The sequence below is a fragment of the Candidatus Pelagibacter communis genome, from assembly GCF_001179985.1.
GTDB classification, from domain to species: Bacteria; Pseudomonadota; Alphaproteobacteria; order Pelagibacterales; family Pelagibacteraceae; genus Pelagibacter; species Pelagibacter ubique_J.
The window spans coordinates 1-20,210 of record NZ_CVSI01000073.1 but is presented as its reverse complement, the minus strand read 5'-3'; the positions used below and the strand labels follow the sequence as shown (position 1 = coordinate 20,210).

Here is a 20,210-nt window from a genome sequence, read left to right as displayed (position 1 = left end):
AAAATTAATCGCTAAACAACTAATAAAAATTTTATATCAATTTATAAAACTAAGTATTAATTTGATTGTAATAAATTTTATATCATGAAAAATATTTTAATTATTGGTGCAGGAGCAATGGGTTCAGCTTTTTCGGTACCTTGTGTTGAAAATAATAATAATGTATCTCTTATAGGGACCCACCTCGAAGATAGTTTGATTGAAACGATTAAATCTAAAAATAATTTTCATCCAAAATTAAATGTAAGTTTGTCTTCAAAATTAAAAGTAGAAAAAATTGAAAAACTTGATGATTTGATGAAGAAAATACCAGATGTGTTGGTTGTTGGAGTAAGTTCTATCGGAATTGACTGGTTTGTAGATAAAATTGCAGACAAAATTGATAACAAAACCTCTTTGGTAATACTCACTAAAGGTCTCTCAATTGTTAATAAAAAACTCAGCACTATTTCAGATAAGATAAAAAACATGTTAAGTGAAAAAGGAATTGAATATACAAATATATCTGCAATCAAAGGCCCTTGCTTAGCAGCTGGTCTAGCTAACAAAATTAGAACAAGCACATTAATTGCAAGCCCTAATATTGATGAAGCCAAAAAATTACAAAAAATAATTTCAACAGATTATTATTCAACAGAAATTTCAGAGGATCTTAATGGAGTTGAATTATCTGGAGCAATTAAAAATATTTATTCTATGATTATCGGAGCCTCAGAGGGATTGAGTAGTTCATCTGCAAAAAGCGAGGTTAAATCTAAATATTTTCATAATACATCCGCTTCATTAATACATAAATCAATTTCTGAAATGGCAAAATTTGTAAAACACTACGGAGGTAAATCAGATACTGTTTATGGATTAGCTGGACTTGGAGATTTGTATGTAAGCGCAATTGGCGGAAGAAATAGTCAAATGGGAAAATACTTAGGTGAGGGATTTTTATACAAAGAAGCTAAAAAGAAATTTATGGACGAAGTTACTGTTGAGGGAGCTGAACTTGCAACTGAAGTGGGAAAAAAATTAAAAGAAGACTTAAATGAAAAAGATTTTCCGCTTATGTTTAGTGTTATTGAATGTATTTGTGAAAATAAAAAATTAGAAATCAGTTGGTGATATTTTAATTAATCTTTAATCATGACAATTAAATTATTAATAGTCGAAGGAAACTTACAAGAGGAAAATCAAAATTTTAAAAACGCTGGTATTCAAACACATACAGAAAGTTTAAAAGAAAGTCTTGCTTACATTACTAAAGATCTCGATATAGATGTTGTTAATCCATCTGCTGATCCTAAAATTTTTGAAAATATTGGAAATTTAGAAAAATATGATGGGACAGTTTGGGGTGGTAGTAGTTTAAATATTTACAATAATACTGATGAAATTAAGAGACAAATAATGTTTATGAAAGAATGTCAAAAAAAAATAAAAAAGATTTTAGCAATTTGTTGGGGCATGCAAGTTGCTGTAGTGGCAGCAGGGGGAGAGGTCAAAAAATCATCTAATGGATCTCATATAGGTATTGCTTTTGATATTGAATTAAACCCTAATGGTCAAAAACATCCTATCTACAAAGGTAAAAAAAATAAATTTTGTTCACCAGCTTTTAATTTTGATGAGGTGGTTACTTTACCAAAAGATGCAACTCTATTAGCTTCAAATAATATTAATAAAATTTCTAGTATATCTTTTAATCATGAAAAAAGTGAAGTATGGGGAATTCAGTATCATCCAGAGATTAAATATGAAAAAATGATAGAATTAATTAAATTTAGAAAAGATAGATTAATAAATCAAAGAAAAGCTTTTAAATCGTATGATGAGATCGATCATCATATAAGTTTGATAAAAAATGAATTATCAAAATCTGAAATAAATCATAGAATGATAGAATTAAAGAACTGGCTAGGTAGTATAAATGGAAATTAAATCTAAAAATGACATCATAGATTATTTTGCATCAGGCATTAAGCAAGATGAATTAATAGGTGTTGAGAATGAGCAGTTTTTATTCAACATTAAAACGAACAAAAGAGCTGAATACGAAAATATTAAAAAATTATTACAAATTTTTATAACAAAATTTGGCTGGCAAGAAATTAAAGAAAATGAAAATTTAATAGGGCTAAAATTTAATGGTAAATCAATATCGCTAGAGCCAGGAAATCAAATTGAGTTATCAGGAGACAAATTAAAAAATATTCATGAGGTTTGTGTAGAGTTACACAATTTTCAAAAAGAATTAGACTCAGCTTGTTTTGATACTAATTTAACAAACATGGCAACAGGGTATGATCCTGTGACTAAATTAAAGGATGCACCCAATAATCCTAAAGAAAGATATAAAATAATGACAAATGAAATGCCAAAAGGTGGCGAGCTAAGTTTGAATATGATGTACCAAACATCTGGAACGCAAGTAAATATGGACTATAGCTCTGAGGAAGATTTTAAAAAAAAATTTAAGTTGATGTGTTACTTAACACCTTTAGCCATTGGCATATTTGCTAATTCAGCTGTATATGAAAACAGAGCAAGTGGTTATTTATCTTATCGTGCAAAAGTCTGGCAAAATACTGCAAGAGCAGGTCTACCGAAAATATTTTTAGAAAACATGGATTTTGAAAAATACGCAGAATTCATTATTAAATTTCCTTTATTATTTATTGAAAAAAATAACTCTTACCATTATGGGGGCGACCAAACATTTAAAGACTTTATGGAGGGAAATTTACAATCTAACAAATCTATACCGACTGATAGAGATCTTGGACTGCATTTAAGTACAATATTTACCGAGGTGAGGTTAAAAAAATATTTAGAGGTTAGGTCAATAGATGAGTGCGAATGGGATTGTCATTGTGCAGGACCCGCATTTTATACCGGTTTAATTTACGGGAATTTAGAGGAATCTTTAGATGTAATAAAAAAATGGGACCAAAGTGAAATTCTAAATGCATATTATGACTCACCTAAAAAAGGTTTAAACACACTGATAAATAATAAAACCATTTTAGAATGGGGTAAGATTTTCCTAGATATTTCAAAAGATGGTCTAAAAAAAAGAAAATATATAAATAGCAATAATCAAGATGAGACAGTTTTTTTAAAAAATGTTGAAAATATATTAAATGAAAAAAAAACTAGAGCCGAAAAGGTATTGGAAAAATTATAAATATGGCCGAAAAAATATTAGCAATACAAGGTAACTCTTTTAAAAATCTCAACATTATCACAGACACAACATATCTTTTAGCTCTAGAGGCACAAAGAAGAAATTATAAGATTTACTGGTATGAGACAAAAGATATAAATTTTATAAATTCAAAATTGATTGCTGAGGTTTGTCATATTAAATTTTTAGAAAATAATAAAACTTACTTTAAAATTATATCAAAAAAGAATTTTGAATTAAAAAAATCAAAAGTTATTTTTATAAGGCAAAATCCACCTTTCAATATGGATTACGTAACTTCTACATTATTCTTAGATACTATAAAAAATAGCGTAAAGATAGTTAATGACCCAACCTCTATCAGAAATATATCTGAAAAATTATTTTCAATAAATTTTAAAAAACTTATGCCACCGACAATTTTCACTAAAAATTTAGATGAGATTAAAAAATTTATAAAAATTAACAAAAAAATTGTATTAAAACCTATTCATGGATATGCAGGAAAAGACATAATTTATATTAACGGCATTTCAAATATAAAAAGAATTAGAAAATATTTAAAAAAAATTGGTCATGTTATGGCCCAAAAATATTTACCAGGAATTAAATATGGTGACAAAAGAGTTTTTATAATTAACGGCAAGGTTAAAGGTGCAATAAGCCGCGTACCTTCTTCAAATTCAATTTTATCAAATTTATCCCAAGGGGGGAAAGCTGTAAAAACCACTCTTAGTCATAAAGAGATTAACGTCTCAAATCAAGTAGCCAAAGTCTTAAAAAAAAATGGAATATTTTTTGCAGGTATAGATCTAGTTTCTGGTTATCTAATTGGTGATATAAATGTAACATCACCAACAGGGCTTCCTCAATTTAAAGAATTAACTGGAATAAATCTTGCAAAAAATTATTGGGACGAGCTAGAAAAATTAAAATAAACCTTCTACTTGACCCTTTTTATTTAATTTAATTTTGTCTGCAGCAGGAATTTTCGGCAACCCTGGCATAGTCATAATTGATCCACATATCACAACAATAAATTCTGCCCCAGAAGATAATCTTACGTCTCTAATTGGTATTTCATGATTTGTTGGCGCACCTTTTAATTTTGGATCAGTAGAAAAACTATATTGAGTTTTTGCTACACAAACTGGAAAATTTTTAAACCCATTATTTTCAAAAGTCTTTAATTTTTGTTTAATGTCCTCTGTTGCTGTAATTTTATCAGCTCTATATATTTCTTTTGCAATAATCTCAATTTTTTCCCATAAACTTTTACTATCTTTATACAAGAATTTAAATTTTTGTTTTTTTGAATTATTACAAACTCGTACAACTTTTTTTGCTAAATCAACTGTTCCTGCTCCACCTTCTGCCCAGTGTTTACAATTACTAACTTCAACATTTAAGTTCTTACAAAAATTTATTATTGTTTGTATTTCTTTTTTAGTATCTAAAACAAAATGATTAATCGCAACTATTGGTTCTATGCCAAATTTTTTAATATTATTTATATGTCTGTCTAAATTTGATAATCCTTCTTTTAGAGCATCAATATTCTCGGTTTTTAAATTTCCTTTTTCCACACCACCATGCATTTTTAAAGCACGAACTGTGGCAACTATAACAACACAACTTGGTTTTATATTTGCTTTTCTACATTTAATATCCAAAAATTTTTCAGCACCAAGGTCAGCACCAAAACCTGCCTCTGTTACTACGTATTTAGATAACTTTAAAGCTGACTTAGTTGCAATTACTGAATTACATCCGTGAGCAATGTTAGCGAATGGTCCTCCATGAATTATAGCCGGGTTATGCTCTAGACTTTGAGTAACATTTGGCCTAATTGCTTCTTTCAGAAGGACTGTCATTGGACCTTGAGCATTTAAGTCTTTTGCATAGACTGGCTTATTATTTTTATCATAAGCAATTGTAATGTTTCCAATTCTTTTTTCTAAATCATTCAAATCATTAGATAAACAGAAAATTGCCATCACCTCAGATGCCACAGTAATATCAAAACCATCTTCTCTGGCAAAATCCTTTGCTACCCCTTTAGTATTTATATCTATAAATCTTAAAGCCCGATCATTCATATCCACAACTCTTTTCCAAACAATTTTTTTTTCATCAATGTTAAGTTTATTTCCCCAATAAATATGATTATCGATTAAAGCTGACAAAAGATTATGAGCTGATGTAATAGCATGAAAGTCACCAGTGAAGTGAAGATTTATTTGTTCCATAGGAACTACCTGCGCATTACCGCCTCCAGCTGCACCTCCCTTCATTCCGAAAGAAGGGCCAAGACTTGGCTCTCTCAAACAAACAATAGATTTTTTTCCAATTTTATTTAATCCATCATTTAGACCTACTGATGTTGTTGTTTTACCTTCTCCAGCTGGTGTTGGTGTGATTGCTGTTACAAGAATAAGATGACCATCTTTTTTATTTTTAAGTTTATCCAAGAATTCAAAATTTATTTTAGCTATGTGTCTCCCCATTGGACTAAAAGCTTTTGGGTTATCTGGAACATTTATTTTTTTTAAAATTTTTGAGATTGGTTTTAGTTTACAACTTCTTGCAATCTCTATATCAGATTTAAATTTTTTCATTACTCGGGTTTTTTATGGGTGTTTATACTTTATTTATCTACTTTAAAAGAAATATTTATAATGGACATTTAATTACATAATACATATCTTATGTGATGAAAAAAAATTTCCGTTTTTTCGATAATAGACAAAAATATCTACTTTTTGTTACCACCACTAACGAAAAAAATAAAATTGCTGATGCCTTAAAGCCAATTGTTCAAAATTTAAAACCTAAAAATCCTGCATTAAAAGTTTTTGATGCTGGTATGGGAGATGGGTCTTTACTTATGAACGTTATGAGACAATGTCATCAAAAAATGCCCAACATTCCTTTGTTGGTTTCAACAAAAGAAATTAGCATGGAAGATGTTAGACTTGGTTTAGAAAAACTTCCAGACAGATTTGCTGAACATAAAAATACTGTTTTTGTGATATCAAATTTAAATTATGTTGAATCTACTTCCTTAAAATCAAGAAATATCAAAAAACAAAAAAAAATGAATTGGAAAGTTGTAAAACTTAGAGGAAATTCATCTTTAGATTTTTCTAATCAATTAAGAAAACTTAATCAAGAATTCCTAGCAAAAAAATGGCAAGTCGAAACAAACCCTAAAACCGGTACATCAACTTACAAAGAACCATCAGTAATAGTAATCTACAGAAAAGATCAAGAATTTGTTCTTAAAAATGTAATTCCACAAAAAAATAATGGCAAAACTGATTATGATCTAATTATAGCATCACAACCTTATCGATCTAGAGTTTCTGCTGAAAAAAAAGTAAAGTATGTGATCGATCCAATGTTAAAATCTTTAGCTAAAAAAGGAAAATTAGTTGTAATACACGCATGTGGCGGAGATCCAGGCAATAAGATAATTAAAAAGTTGTGGCCGAAAGAAAATCCATTCCCATATCTATATTCCTCAATTGAAAAATATATAAAATCTAATACAGAAAAATCATTTTTGAAAACTTTGAAATTTCATAAAGTAAAAAAAATTAGTTATGTTTTAAGAGCTCTTCCAAATGAAATAAAAGGGGGTATTGCCACTTCTTTGGTTTTTTCAGCTTGGAATGCTGCAGTATATGTTAATCAAATGACAGATGAACAAATTTTTAAAGTGCAAAGATCAAAAAATTATCAAAAAATAGTTCAACAAGTGGTTAATAAATATAAAGGCCTATATTTTAAAAATGAATTATTCGTCATAGAAAAAAAATAATCAATTAACTTTTAAATTTTTAGGGACATGTAACATGAGTTTGGGTCGTCTACGTAATGGCTGAAAGGTTTACATTCTGCAAAACCTGAATTTTTAAATAATTTACGAGCTGGTAGAAAAAAATCGCCTGACCCTGTTTCGACACTAATTTTTTGAATATTTAATTTTCGAGATTTATCAATAAGAACTTTAATAATTTTATTTCCATAACCTTTTTTTCTAAAAGAATCAGAAACACGAATTGATTTGAATTCACCATGCTGAGGATCTAAAAATTTTAAAGCTCCACACCCGATTAACTCATCGTTTTCATATATACTCCAAAACTTAATACTTTTGTCTTGCAAACCTTCGATGTCTAGTACGTGAGTACTTCCCTTAGGTGAAACTGATCTTAATTCGATAAAATGTTTTTTTAAAAGTTGATTAACTTCTGGATTATCAAAATTACCCTCAATAGTTTTCATATTAATAGAATATCTATATTGAATATTTGATTTATCAAATAAAAACTAATCTAATATTTCTTGCAGAGGTCTTATTTCTCCAATTTTAAAAATAATGGCATCTTTTTTTTGAAAACCATAATTTTCTGCATTATTTTTAAAACGAACAGGAGGTTCCATAATAGGTTCTAAAGAAAGTACAAAAGTACCCCAATGAGTTCCTATTACTTTTTTGCTTTCAAGATCTTTTGCAACTTGTAAAGCCTCTTCTGGATTTGTGTGGTAAATAGATTTTTCAAACATCGGTCTAAAGTCGTATGCACCTATATTAATCATTGTAAGATCGACTGGACCAAATTTTTCACCAAGTTTTTTATATATTTGTCCATACCCAGTATCACATGCGAATAGTATTTTTTTATTTTTATATTCTATTAAAAAATTTCCCCAAAGTGTTTTATTAGTATCTGTCAAACTTCTTTTTGACCAATGAACAGCTGGCAACAATGTTATTTTTAAATCATTTACTTCAATTGTTTGATACCAATCGAGTTCATTAACTTTTTTATAATTATATTTGGTAAAATACTTACCCAACTTAAGAGGCACAATAACATCTGCATCTTTATAAGGAAACTTTCTGATTGTTGCTGTATCTTGATGATCATAGTGGTTATGCGTAAGTAAAAATAAATCCACTTTAGGAATTTCTTTTAAACTTAAAGCTGGATCAACATATCTTTTTGGGCCAAATATTAATGGTCCTGCATTTTTAGAAAAAACTGGATCAGTAATAATAGTTGTGTTTCCGAGTTTTATTAAAAAAGTAGCATGACCAATCCACCCAATGTAATCTTTATCTTTATATAGTTCTAAATTTTTTAAAACCTCATTTTTATCTAAAACATGGCTTTTTGGCACTGTCATATCTAATTTTTTTTTCTCTTTATTAAACGTACTCCAAGACCATTTTATTTTTCCAGAACGTTCTGGTGAGCCCTCAGGATTTTTGAACGTACCGTTAGACTGATGATGTGAAGGTTTATTTTCCATTGCAATACTGGTTGTATTAATAATTAAAAATAAAATAAATAAAATTTTTTTCATTTATTTTCAATTATAGTTAAGTGTCCCATTTTCCTTTTAGGTTTAATTTCTTTTTTTAAATAATCAAAAAAAAACTCTTTTTCAGTATATTTTTTATTTCTGTAATTATTTATTTCATCACCAATAATATTTATCATTTTTGCATTACATATTTTTTCTAGTTTTATTTTTTCTAATCCACAAACAGCCCTGATATGATTTTCAAATTGACTAATATTATATGCATTTATAGTTAAATGACCTGAATTATGAACCCTTGGTGCAATTTCGTTTACGTATAAATTTTGATCTTTATCTATAAAAAATTCAACACATAAAGTTCCAACATACTGAAGTTCTTCAGAAATAAGTTTAGCCCATTCTTGAGATTTTTTAAAATGAGACAAATTAATTTTGGCTGGAATTGTTGAATATTTTAAAATTTGTTCTTCGTGTAAATTTTCTATTGGTTCATAAATTTCATAATTATCTTTTGAAAATCTTGTAATTACTACAGAAATTTCTTTTTCTAAATTTACTAATTTTTCTAGTACAAATTCTCTATCAAAGTTAATTTTATGATTATCTAAATCTTCCAAATTATTTAATTTATATTGGCCCTTACCATCGTACCCAAGTGTAGAAGTTTTTAGTATTCCAGGTAATAAATTTTTATTTTTTTTTATATCACTTTCATTAACGATTTTTTCAAAATCTGTAGTTTTAATGTTTTTTTTTATAAGAAAATTTTTTTCTGAGTATCTGTGTTGAACAATTTTGTTAACTTCTGGATTAGGATCTACTTTTTTAACTTTGTTTAATTTTGACAATACATCATAAGGAATATTTTCAAATTCATAAGTTATTTTATCTACCATTGAAGTAAACTTTGTCAAATTTTCCTCATTATCATATTTAGAATAAATAAAATGATCTGCAAAATGTTTGGCTGGCGAGTCTTCATCATCACTAATCACTACTGTATTTATGTTTATATTTTTTCCTGCCGCGCAAAGTAAAGATCCAAGTTGGCCTCCACCAATTATACCTAAAGAAATTTTAGTCATTCTACTTAGGTTTTTTTTTTACTGATTTTGATTGTTTCAATCTAAACTTTAATAATGAATTTTTAACTTTTTTATTTTGAAGTCCAATAATTGATGCAGCATAAAGTCCAGCATTTATTGCACCATCTTTACCGATAGCAACTGTGCCAACTGGGATACCTTTTGGCATCTGTACTATTGATAAAAGACTGTCCATACCTTTTAATTTTTTTGACTCAATTGGAACTCCAATAACTGGAATGCTAGTCAAAGATGCAACCATACCAGGAAGATGTGCGGAACCACCAGCTCCTGCAATTATCACAGAGTAATTATTTCTTTCGGCATTTTTAGCAAATTCAAACATTCTTTTTGGAGTTCTGTGCGCTGAAACTATTTTCACATCACATTTTATGCTAAAGCTCTGAAGAACTTTTTTTGAATACTTCATAGTAGAATAATCAGATTGACTACCCATTATGATTGCTACTTTATTTAATTTTTTACTACTCATTTATCTTTTAATATCAAAAAATTATCTACTAATATATAACTATTGTTATGAATTTCAAAATTGACAATTTACAATACTGCAAATGGGAAAGATCTGTTTTTGAGATTAATAGAGAAGCTAATTTAGATGCAGTACATGTGACAGTTGTTTATCATGAAGATTTTGATGAATTTAAAAAGAGACTTTTAGAGTGGAAAAAAAATTTTGAGGAAAACAAAGATTTAATTTTTTTAGGTAAAAACTTCAAAGATATTGAAAAAGCAAAAAATGAAAATAAAACAGCTATTTTTTTTGGTTTTCAAAACTGTTCACCAATAGAGGATGATATAAATTTAATTGAAAAGATTTATGAGCACGGGTGCAGATTTATGCAGCTCACTTATAACAATCAGTCTTTATTAGCCTCAGGATGTTATGAAAAAAATGATGGAGGTGTTACTAATTTTGGAAGAGAGGCAATAAAAGAAATGAATAGATTAGGAATTGTTGTTGATATGTCTCATTCAGGAGAAAAAAGTACTTACGATGCAATTGACTTAAGCCAAAAACCTATTGCTATTACTCACGCTAATCCATCTTTTTGGCATCAAACTAAAAGAAGTAAGTCAGATGACCTTCTTAAAACATTATCACAAAGTGGGGGTATGCTAGGTTTATCACTTTATCCACACCATTTAAAAGATGGAACAAATTGTTCATTAGATAGTTTTTGCGAAATGGTAGCAAGATTAGTTGATGTCATGGGGATTAAAAATATTGGTATTGGTTCAGATCTTTGCTTAAATCAACCTGATAGTGTTGTCGAGTGGATGAGAAATGGAACATGGACAAAGTCAAAAAATTTAGGAGAGGGGTCAAAAACCAATCAAGGATTTCCTGATCAACCTGAATGGTTTAAAGACGCGAGAGGTTTCAATAATATTGAAAATGGACTTAAAAAAGTTGGTTTTGACAATAATGATATTAGTGCAATACTAGGTAATAATTGGTTTAATTTTTATAAAGAAATATAAAATGCAAATAGAATTAAGAGATCCAAAAAAAATTATGAAACTCTCAAGATTGGGTTCATTTCATCAATCGAAATTATCATTTTTAAGATCTTTTCTAAGAGAATTTAAAGACTGGGATTACAAAAGAGACATGTTTAATTTAGATGAAAATGGACATGGTGTTGCTGTTTATTCATTTAAAAAAAAAACTAGAAATTATTCATTAATTTGTTTTTCAAATAAAATTGGTGATCATGAAAGATCAGACAGAGTTATCGCTACTAAATGGGATGCGAGCTTCACACTCTTTGATGGTGTGCCCACCAAAAAAGATATTGATAGATTAAAAAAAAATGTCCCAAAACAAGAAATTGGTAGAATGACTTATAAAGAATTGACACTTTCAAGAGCCAATAAATCGTTAAGAGCTTTTAATTATGTAGTCGACTGTTTATGTAATGGAAAACAACCAGATAAAAGTATTATAGGCAAAATTGGATATCTTTATAGGACCACAGCAGTATATGGCTCAGGAAAATTTGGTTTAGCAGATAGATTTAGAATTAAAAATAGACCAGAAATAGTTGGTCCTTTTAGACTAGAAATGATGTTAGTTTATTTTGTAAGACAGTTTACGTTTGATCAAGTTAATCATATTGCAAAATCTAAAAACCCTAGATCTGCGGTCGAATTGGATAAAAATATTTGTAGAAGTTTGGGCATAGGTAATTCAACAGGATTAGGTATGGCACCATTTATAATAAATCATCCAACTTTATTAAATAATTGGATAATTGCCAGGGAAGTTGCATTAAAAAAAATTAGAGAATTAAAAATAATTAGTAGTAATGATTACAATTATTTTTTAGATTGTTTAAAAAAGTCTCTCAAGAATATTTTTTCTTGGGAAACAGATAGTGATTATCAAAAAAGAAAGATACAAAATTTAAAAAAAGATTTAGAAAAAGTAACAGATTTCTTAGATACAAATTATTCTGAAAAAAAGGATTATTTTTTTAATGAGTTTTATTTATGGGCTGAGAATAATTTAAGCGAAGAGGGTATTGAATACATAGTTTCAATGTTAATGGAACCTTTTGATAATATAACCGAACCATTGATTTCAACGATGAGCTCAAATGAGGATAAATATTTTAATATACCAACTCATAAAACTATCAGAGATTTAGTAAATATTATAGAAAAATATTATGGAAATTTAATCAAGATCGATTTTAATAAAAATGAAAATAACCAAAATTTTTGGTTTATTTCTCAAAATAAAGAGGAACCAAGGATCGCAAATAGATTTAAAGAACAAGGATCTGAATTAGAGCAACCGCTTGCAATAGCAAGAGATATTAATCAATTATATTTTAGAGCTACGAATTTTAAGCAGAGTTTGCCGGTAAGTAGATTTTTAGTAGATAATAATGATTTAAGACATGTTGTTAGGAGAGCTTTCCTAATTGAAAAATTCCCGTATTCAGAAATACAAGATAATACAATTGGACACAAATTAATCCCGATTGACATGCTAAGACTTAAATTGTCTTTCTTTGGTGCTTGTAAATTTGACCCAAGATCAGACAAGTGGTTAAGGATTTGTATGTTTCAAGGAGCTCCTTTGCCAGAAGAACTTAATAACTTTAAAGATAATTGGATTTATAATTCTTTAAACTAATGAGATCATTAAGCGAAATTGATACATTATCTAAAAGGGCTTCCAAAGGTATAGGTTTTTCATGGGGAGTCTCTGAAGAAATTGGAAAATCTATAAAACTGATGGAGATGTTTGGATTACCAGGGTTAAAGAATCTTAACAACTATTTTAAGGTTATCAAAAAAAATCAGTTTCAGAATATCAGCTTAATAACAGACATAAATATTTCTAACAAAATTCCTTACTGTCCTCTAATAACGGGTATAAATTTTATGGATCAAATCCATACTCTAGAAAAATACAATAAAATAACTTTTAATAATATGGCTTATCCTATTTTACTGATACCATTTATTTCGAGATCGTCAGAAATAATCGGAAAAAGGTTGAGCCTTAAAGTTGAGAATGAAACTTTTTTACTGAATTTTAACCAGTCTATACATTTAAAAAGTAACTTAAGTAATTTAAAAGATAAAGCTGAAGTATTAGAAATAGAATTTTTAAAAAACAAAAATACCTTTGATGAAAAAGATTGGGAAGAGTTATATAAACTATCAGAAGAAACTTTTGTAAAAGAAAATGAAAGTTTAAAAAATACTGCTGCTGGTGCGGGCTTAACGGACAATGACTAAAGAAAATAATAATAATCATATTGATGAATCATTAAACGAATTATGTGAAGAATGTAAAAAAAGTGACGAAAGTGTCATTCACAACTTAATACTTACTGGATTTAAAATTTGTAAATCTTGCAGGGTATCTAAAACAATATTTCCAATTTAAGTCACATTGCTTATCGGCAAAGTTTCCATTCTACTCATAACGAAAGATGCCGATAATATAGCTAAAATTAAAAAGGACAAAAATATAATTCCAAATGACTTAAAATTAGATTTTAGTTGCAATACTTCTCTTGTGCAAATTATAAGAGAAGCAAAAATCCATAATTGTGTAAAAAAAATTATTGGCATCACCATTGTTGGTGTGATAGCAAAAAATCTTAGTAGACCTGGCGCATGAGCAAAACCTACAGCTATTAATATTTTTTTAAATGGAATTTTGCTGTCTTTATCTGGAAAAAGTTTGACTCCAATTACAAATATAAACATAGCCCAAATGAACCATGTTAATATTGAAGTAATTGCTGATAAACCTATGGATGTTTTAAAAAAAGTATTTGCAGCTATAGCACCTGCCACACCGTCAAGGACTATGATTAGTGCTGCAAAATAAATACCAGCTTCATTAAAGCTTTTGCTTTCTCTGTAAAGATTCTTATCGAGTTTTATCGATCTAAATACTATGCTTAAAAATTGTGCAAACATTATTTTTTATTATTTTTTTTTTCAATTAATGAAACTATTAAAGGAAATATTAACAAAATAATAGCAATAATAATACTTGCAATTATTATGACAGTTTTTGTCATTCAAAAATTGATACTTATAACAATCTAATTTGCAACTTCCCTAGTATTTGGATTATAAGACTCTGTAAAAGGAATATCTACAACAACTGCATCAACGGGATTACTTCCTTTTTCACAATATTTTTTAGGTAAGTGAACTTTAAATTTATCACCTACATTTCCTTTAGGAAATCCATTTTTATTAATTGTTCCGTCAAATGGAACATAACCCATTGCAATATTTGTTCCTTTTTCTGGATGATACCAAGGTGATGTAACAAAACCGATAGGGTTTTTTCCATCTTTTGATATTAACCAAAAATCCGGAGCATATTCCTCAATTGGTTTTCCACCTAGTTCCATACCTACTAATTGGAGTTTGTAAGGTTTTTGTCCATTTAATAATTCTTTTTTCATGTTTTCTAGTGCTTCTTTACCAATGTAATCTCCTTTTTTAGCCCATTCACCTTTTCCAGATAATGAAACTTGATAGCCTAGATTACATTGAAATGGATTATGCTCGTTGTCCATATCTTGACCCCAAGATAAAATTCCAGCTTGAATTCTTCTGTGATGCGCAGGAGCGATTACCATTAACTTATGTTTTTTACCTGCTTTTAAAACTGCATTCCACATATCCTCAGCATAAAGTGTTGCGTTTCTTAAATATATTTCATAACCCGCTTCACCAGAAAAACCAGATTGAGAAATTACACAACTTCTTCCACCAACTTTCGCTTCAGCTAATCCATAATAAGGCATATTATCTAAATCAACTTGCTTACCAATTAAGTCGTTCATCAAAGCTTTTGATTTTGGACCTTGAATTTGTACAGGACATGCATCTATTTCATCTATCTCAACATTAAATCTTTTATCTGCGTTTACTCCTTGAAGATACAATCCTATGTCACTGTCTGATAAACTAAACCAAAATTCATCTTTTGAAATTCTTAATAAAATTGGATCATTAAGAACACCACCTTTATAATTACAAAGAATTACATATCTAGCTCTCATTGGAGAAATCTTTGTTGCATCTCTAGTGATCACATAATCTGTAAATCTCTCTGCATCAGGACCTTTTACTCTTATTTGTCTTTCTACTGCTACATTCCACATTGTAACGTGATTTTTGATTGCTTTATATTCAACCATCGCTCCGCCCTTTTCAGGTCTTACGTATCCACGCGGATGATAAATTCTATTATAAACAGTTGCTCTCCAACATCCTGCTTTCATTGATAGATGCCAATATGGAGATTTTCTAACCCTTGTTGACATTAGTAATTCTACTTTTGTTGGTCCACTTTGCCTTAAGTTATATGGAACATGTCTATCTGATTGATCTACTTTTGTTGTGTGAGAAACTTTAGAATAATCAACTTTCTCTATAATTCTGCTTGGTGATAATTTTCCGTTGGACTTTTTTGCTTTTTTTCTTTTTTTAGGCATAGTTATTTTCCTTTAGCCAGTTGTTGGTTTCCTTAAGCCCACCAAACGTATAGATGTGAAAATATTTTGTATGCTCTTTAATTTTATCTACAAGATCATTTGGGTCTTTTGGTTTTAATAAATCAATTGCCCTACTAAAATTAGATTTAATAAAATTTATAGAATTTTTTGCTCCTACAATATTAGCAAACTTAATTAAGCTTGATATTTTCATAGGTCCAGTAATTCCAACATGAACTGGGACAGACTGTTTAGAAATAAAATCAATAATTGGTTCTGACTGCATTAACCATTGAGTTACAATGTAATCAGCATAGGGCTTTTTATCAATCATTGCTTTTTCTAACACTTCGTCGGATATATCAGGACTCCCCTCTGGATGTCCAGCAATTCCTATCTTCAATTTCTCAAAATAACCAGTCTCTAAAAGCTGGAAAGAACTATCAAATTTTCCCATGGGCTCTCTGCCACCACCAATTACAAGAGCTTGCTTTACCCCACCGTCTTTACACATTGTTACATATTCTTTAAGTTGTGCCTCGTTAGCCATAGATCTTGCTGGAAAATGAGGAACTGGATTAAAACCCTTTTTGACTAAGTTGATTGCTTGTTGAGCTGTTTCCTTAAAATCACCACCAGGTAGCATTGTAATGTAAACATCTTTAAGAGCCGGCAAGGTATCCAAGTTAGTTTTTGGTCCAATTTCTATAGAAAAATTCATTCGGCGATCATTATTTATTTTCAATTATCTGTCTATAAAAATATTGGCACTAAATAAGGCTGGCAAATATGGACCTATTTGGATCTATAAATATCTTCTTTTATCTAATATATAAAAATAAAATTAATTATGAAAATTATATTAATAATGGGGCTACCCGGCGCAGGCAAAACAACTCTAGCAGATGAGCTTGCACCAATGTTGAATGCTAAAAGACTAAATGCAGACGAAGTGCGTAAAGCCGCAAACGACTGGGATTTTTCACCGGAGGGAAGAACTAGACAAGCAAAAAGAATGGCCGATTTTGCAACAAAGCTAAAAGAGGAAGGTAATTTTGTAATTGCAGATTTTATTTGTCCCACCCCAAAAGCTAGAGATTTATTTCCAGCAGATTATGTAGTTTGGGTTGATACTATTCAAAAAGGTAGATTTGAAGACACTAACCAAATGTTTATAAAGCCTGAAAAATATGACTTTCATGTAACCTCCCAGGATGCCAAAAATTGGGCACCTAAGATATTTAAAGATTTAAAAAAATAAACTAAAAATACTTATATTATATAATTTAATGAATATTTAATAATGTTGGTCACAAAAAATAAAGTTTTAAGGTTTAATATTGTTTTTATAAAAATTTTATTTTTATTTTTTTGTTATTCCTATGTAAGCGCAGATAGTAATACTATTCAAGATGGCGGAACTGAAACTGATCAACAAAATATTGATGGTGAGGGAGAATTTTTAACTGTAAAAAATAGCTCAACTTTGGCTACAGGTGCAACTACTAAAGCAGCAAATGTAACTGGAGATAGTGTAACAGTTACGGTCGAGTCTGGATCAACTATTAGTGCTAATACCGTAGCTGTTTTTGGAGACACTACATCTGATTTGACAGTGACCAACTCAGGAACAATTACAGCTAGCGGCACAACTGCCATCGATGCAAAAGCTACAACTAATGCAACAATTACAAATAATTCTGGAGGAACAATTTCATCAAATAGAAATACCATTAGAGTTAGCAAAACAGGTGGCACAAATACTACTGGAATGACAATTACTAACTCAGGAACAATTACAGCCACAAATGGCTCTGCTATTTTTGGAACTGCTGCTGGTAATACAGTGACAATTACTAATAAAGTGGGTGGAGAAATTACTAACTCTGATGCTGACAATGCAACTATAAGAGTGGGTGTCAACTCAAGTGTAGCAAATAGTGGAACAATAAAGAATGATGTTGATTACGACTCGATTAAATTATACGGAAACAATTCAACGATTACTTTAAAAGATCAAGGAATTGTAGTTGGTAAAATTGCCCATGGAGCAGGCATAACAGGTAGCACATTAAAAATTAATCATGGAGTTGGTCAAAGTTATTATTATGAAACAGATGGAGATTTTTCACTCGAGGATTTAGATGGAAACCAAATTGTCAACGGATCAGCAAGCTCCGTCGGCCAAGGTGGTAGCGAAATACTTGATGAATTATTAAGCACAAAGTCTTTAGATATTAGACAGTCTCTAACCAAATATAAAAAAGCAGAAAAAGATTTAGATGATAGAAATGGTTGGGGTGAAATTAATTTTTCAACATTTAAAAGAAAACAAAACAATCAAGATCTTACATTAGGTTTCAATCTTACTGGGGTTACACTAAATTTGATAAACCCTTATAAAGGTAAAGATTTTATTCTGTCTTTAGGTAGTGGTAATCAGCAATTTACTAAAGATCACGACATAAAAAGGTACTCTTTACATTCTGGATTATATTTTAAAGATCAAACAATATTAACAAAATTTCTAGATGAAAATTTTATTTTAGCAGGAATTAATATACACGATAGTGAAAGAGAAATTTTGACTAATACAAGATCATCAGGCAAACTTAGTATTGAAGATATTTATGAATCGTATGATCTTATTGCAGGATCTAAGATGAATAACGAGTCTTTGATACCTAATTTTGGAACAACAATTGGTTTATCATATACCCCTAGTCATAGTGAAAGCCATCTATACAGATGGAACGGCAAAGGTGTAGGAAATTTATCTGTTTACGTTGATGATGAATATGAAATGAATTTAGGCAAAGACTATAATCTTAATCTTGGATGGATATTAGATGTAAGAAATACTTTTTTTGGAAAAGACCAAGATTATTCAATTAATGGCACTAAAGCAACTTATTCACAAAAAAATGACCAAATTCGAGAAGTTACTTTAGCTACAAATTTTGGTTTTGAAAAAAATGTATCTAACGATCATTTTCTTAAATTTTCACTAGATAGCAGAATAAGCACTCAAGAACTGATAAGTTTTTCAGGAAATTTAGCCTATAAACTTGCTTTTTAATCTGTAACCAAATTTTGGTATATTTAAAGATGAATTAAATTATAATTTATATAAAAAACCTTAATGTCTTCAATAAAAAAAATCATAATCATACTGTTTTTATCATTTCCGATTTCTAATTCTTTTGCATCAGTGGTAACTCTTGTTGATCGACAGATCTTTGACGATGGTGGACAGGCATTTCAAAATGGAATAGTTTTTAATCCTGACGGAACAAAAATGTTTGTTTCTACTTCAGCCTCAACAGGAAATGCTAACATTGATTTTATTTATGAATATAATCTTTCAACACCTTTTGATATTTCTACAAAAACTTATGCAGGTGATGATGAAAGGTGTGATTTAGATGTTGGATCAGGTCAATATGGTTTAAACCCATCAAATGTCGGTGATATGGCATTTAGTAGTGATGGACTTAAGATCTTCATCTTGAGTAGGGGAACCAATAACAGCAATAATGATCGTTTATACAGATATGACTTAACAATAGCTTATGATGTTTCAACATGTGCATTTGTTAAAGACATTGATCCTGATACTGATGCTCTTGCAGGTACAAGTTTTGGAGGTAGGTCCGATAAAAAAAAATACCATGTTCAGGGTATAGAGATTAATCCAGATGGTACGAAAATATTTTTAGTTTTTAATGATGTCAATGATAACGGTGATGGTGTTAAGGAATATAATCTTTCAACTCCATATGATATTGCAACTATGTCTCTAGTAACAAGTGGTGGTATCCATCTATCTGAGGGTGCGGCTGGATTTAACCCTGACGCAATTTTTATTGGTTTAAGTGGAAAAAGGTTATTTGTAACAGATCATGACAAATATACTGTCACACAGTTCACTCTAAATAATCCATACGATACGTCATCATTCACAAAAGATGGTTCAGTAAGCATACAAAATTTAACTTCTGACAATAACAGACAAACTAGAGCACTTGGATTTAGCAAAAATGGATTTAAAATGTTTGTATCAGATGATGAAGGTGATGATGAAATATTTGAGTTTAGTCTTGCATGTCCTTTTAATATTATTTCTGGAAAATGTACTTCAACTACAGAAAATAAAGATAGAACTGGAATTGCATTAGGTCAAATAGAAATTGCTAAAAGAACTATTGATCATTCAGTAGATACTGCATTAAACCGATTAAAGTGGATAAGAAGAAATAAAGACAAACAAAATTTATCAAACCTAAATATTGATTTTAATTTTACCAATCAAAGATTGGCTTCCTTGACAGAGCTTGTTAAAAAAACTGCAATTAAAAAGAAAACAAATAATGATAAGGACCAGAATGTATTTTATTGGAGCGAGGGAAGTATTTCCTTAGGTAAAATTGGAGATACAAGCATTTCTTCCACAAGAAAAATTGATACTAATGCTATCACATTTGGATCCGATAGATTTACTAAAAATAATGGAATAAAAGGTCTAGCATTTAGATTCGGCAAAAACGATGTGGATGTTGGAAACGCTGGAAGCAATTTAGATACTGATACTTATAATATTAC

18 protein-coding genes and 1 pseudogene are annotated in these 20,210 nt (G+C 29.5%); 11 read left to right on the top strand and 8 right to left on the bottom strand.

Annotated elements, in window-relative coordinates; genetic code table 11:
- The first annotated feature begins 84 nt into the window (after positions 1–84).
- Genes AMN80_RS05000 through gshB form a run of 4 tightly spaced genes read left to right on the top strand, consistent with a single transcriptional unit; the run spans position 85 to position 4,113 of the window.
- The gene (locus AMN80_RS05000; RefSeq protein WP_075520875.1) at positions 85–1,113 is read left to right on the top strand and encodes a glycerol-3-phosphate dehydrogenase; all 1,029 of its coding nucleotides are present in this window, start codon (positions 85–87) and stop codon (positions 1,111–1,113) included.
- 21 nt (positions 1,114–1,134) lie between these two features.
- Positions 1,135–1,929, top strand: coding sequence for a glutamine amidotransferase-related protein (locus AMN80_RS04995; RefSeq protein ID WP_075520874.1), 795 nt, complete (start codon positions 1,135–1,137; stop codon positions 1,927–1,929).
- Positions 1,919–3,175 carry a glutamate--cysteine ligase gene (locus AMN80_RS04990; protein WP_075520873.1) on the top strand — a complete coding sequence of 419 codons (1,257 nt, stop codon included), beginning with the start codon at positions 1,919–1,921 and terminating at the stop codon, positions 3,173–3,175. The genes AMN80_RS04995 and AMN80_RS04990 overlap by 11 nt, the downstream gene beginning before the upstream one ends.
- A 2-nt stretch (positions 3,176–3,177) precedes the next feature.
- Positions 3,178–4,113 carry a glutathione synthase gene (gene gshB / locus AMN80_RS04985; RefSeq protein WP_075520872.1) on the top strand — a complete coding sequence of 312 codons (936 nt, stop codon included), beginning with the start codon at positions 3,178–3,180 and terminating at the stop codon, positions 4,111–4,113.
- Here the strand turns inward: gshB and AMN80_RS04980 are convergent.
- On the bottom strand, positions 4,105–5,793 hold the full coding sequence (locus tag AMN80_RS04980) for a formate--tetrahydrofolate ligase (RefSeq protein ID WP_075520871.1): 1,689 nt from the start codon (positions 5,791–5,793) through the stop codon (positions 4,105–4,107). The two genes, gshB and AMN80_RS04980, sit on opposite strands and share 9 nt — an antisense overlap.
- Positions 5,794–5,888: 95 nt before the next feature.
- Between AMN80_RS04980 and AMN80_RS04975 the strand changes: the two genes are divergently transcribed.
- Complete coding sequence (locus tag AMN80_RS04975; RefSeq protein WP_075520870.1) at positions 5,889–6,998, top strand: hypothetical protein; 1,110 nt, start codon at positions 5,889–5,891, stop codon at positions 6,996–6,998.
- Positions 6,999–7,009: 11 nt separating this feature from the next.
- On the opposite strand, the gene AMN80_RS04970 is transcribed toward AMN80_RS04975, so the two are convergent.
- The 4 genes from AMN80_RS04970 to purE are packed head-to-tail and all read right to left on the bottom strand — an operon-like array spanning position 7,010 to position 10,090.
- Positions 7,010–7,465 carry a GNAT family N-acetyltransferase gene (locus tag AMN80_RS04970; protein WP_075520869.1) on the bottom strand — a complete coding sequence of 152 codons (456 nt, stop codon included), beginning with the start codon at positions 7,463–7,465 and terminating at the stop codon, positions 7,010–7,012.
- Between the two features lie 45 nt (positions 7,466–7,510).
- Positions 7,511–8,551, bottom strand: a complete 1,041-nt coding sequence (locus AMN80_RS04965) for an MBL fold metallo-hydrolase (protein WP_082256576.1) — start codon at positions 8,549–8,551, stop codon at positions 7,511–7,513.
- Positions 8,548–9,597, bottom strand: a complete 1,050-nt coding sequence (locus tag AMN80_RS04960; protein ID WP_075520868.1) for a 5-(carboxyamino)imidazole ribonucleotide synthase — start codon at positions 9,595–9,597, stop codon at positions 8,548–8,550. Before AMN80_RS04960 ends, AMN80_RS04965 begins: the two co-directional genes overlap by 4 nt.
- 1 nt (position 9,598) lies before the next feature.
- The gene (gene purE, locus AMN80_RS04955) at positions 9,599–10,090 is read right to left on the bottom strand and encodes a 5-(carboxyamino)imidazole ribonucleotide mutase (RefSeq protein ID WP_075520867.1); all 492 of its coding nucleotides are present in this window, start codon (positions 10,088–10,090) and stop codon (positions 9,599–9,601) included.
- A gap of 47 nt (positions 10,091–10,137) precedes the next feature.
- On the opposite strand from purE, the gene AMN80_RS04950 reads away from it, so the two are divergent.
- The 3 genes from AMN80_RS04950 to AMN80_RS04940 are packed head-to-tail and all read left to right on the top strand — an operon-like array spanning position 10,138 to position 13,377.
- On the top strand, positions 10,138–11,103 hold the full coding sequence (locus AMN80_RS04950; protein WP_075520866.1) for a membrane dipeptidase: 966 nt from the start codon (positions 10,138–10,140) through the stop codon (positions 11,101–11,103).
- A 1-nt stretch (position 11,104) separates the two neighbouring features.
- Positions 11,105–12,766 (top strand): hypothetical protein, encoded by a 1,662-nt coding sequence (locus AMN80_RS04945; protein ID WP_075520865.1) that lies wholly within the window; start codon positions 11,105–11,107, stop codon positions 12,764–12,766.
- The gene (locus AMN80_RS04940) at positions 12,766–13,377 is read left to right on the top strand and encodes a DUF3726 domain-containing protein (protein ID WP_075520864.1); all 612 of its coding nucleotides are present in this window, start codon (positions 12,766–12,768) and stop codon (positions 13,375–13,377) included. The genes AMN80_RS04945 and AMN80_RS04940 overlap by 1 nt, the downstream gene beginning before the upstream one ends.
- A 147-nt stretch (positions 13,378–13,524) precedes the next feature.
- Here the strand turns inward: AMN80_RS04940 and AMN80_RS04935 are convergent, their stop codons facing one another.
- From AMN80_RS04935 to AMN80_RS04925, 3 genes are all read right to left on the bottom strand, one after another.
- Positions 13,525–14,070, bottom strand: coding sequence for a hypothetical protein (locus AMN80_RS04935; RefSeq protein ID WP_075520863.1), 546 nt, complete (start codon positions 14,068–14,070; stop codon positions 13,525–13,527).
- Between the two features lie 128 nt (positions 14,071–14,198).
- Positions 14,199–15,608: an aminomethyltransferase family protein gene (locus tag AMN80_RS04930; protein WP_082256575.1), complete on the bottom strand. Its 1,410-nt coding sequence runs from the start codon at positions 15,606–15,608 to the stop codon at positions 14,199–14,201.
- The gene (locus AMN80_RS04925; RefSeq protein ID WP_075520862.1) at positions 15,601–16,329 is read right to left on the bottom strand and encodes a methylenetetrahydrofolate reductase; all 729 of its coding nucleotides are present in this window, start codon (positions 16,327–16,329) and stop codon (positions 15,601–15,603) included. Before AMN80_RS04925 ends, AMN80_RS04930 begins: the two co-directional genes overlap by 8 nt.
- A gap of 129 nt (positions 16,330–16,458) precedes the next feature.
- On the opposite strand from AMN80_RS04925, the gene AMN80_RS04920 reads away from it, so the two are divergent.
- The 3 genes and pseudogenes from AMN80_RS04920 to AMN80_RS04910 form a co-directional block, all read left to right on the top strand.
- Positions 16,459–16,869, top strand: a complete 411-nt coding sequence (locus AMN80_RS04920) for a P-loop nucleotide/nucleoside kinase family protein (protein WP_075520861.1) — start codon at positions 16,459–16,461, stop codon at positions 16,867–16,869.
- A 42-nt stretch (positions 16,870–16,911) separates the two neighbouring features.
- Positions 16,912–18,687, top strand: coding sequence for an autotransporter outer membrane beta-barrel domain-containing protein (locus tag AMN80_RS04915; protein ID WP_075520860.1), 1,776 nt, complete (start codon positions 16,912–16,914; stop codon positions 18,685–18,687).
- A 63-nt stretch (positions 18,688–18,750) separates the two neighbouring features.
- Positions 18,751–20,210, top strand: a pseudogene (locus tag AMN80_RS04910) (secretion protein); the annotation flags it as partial.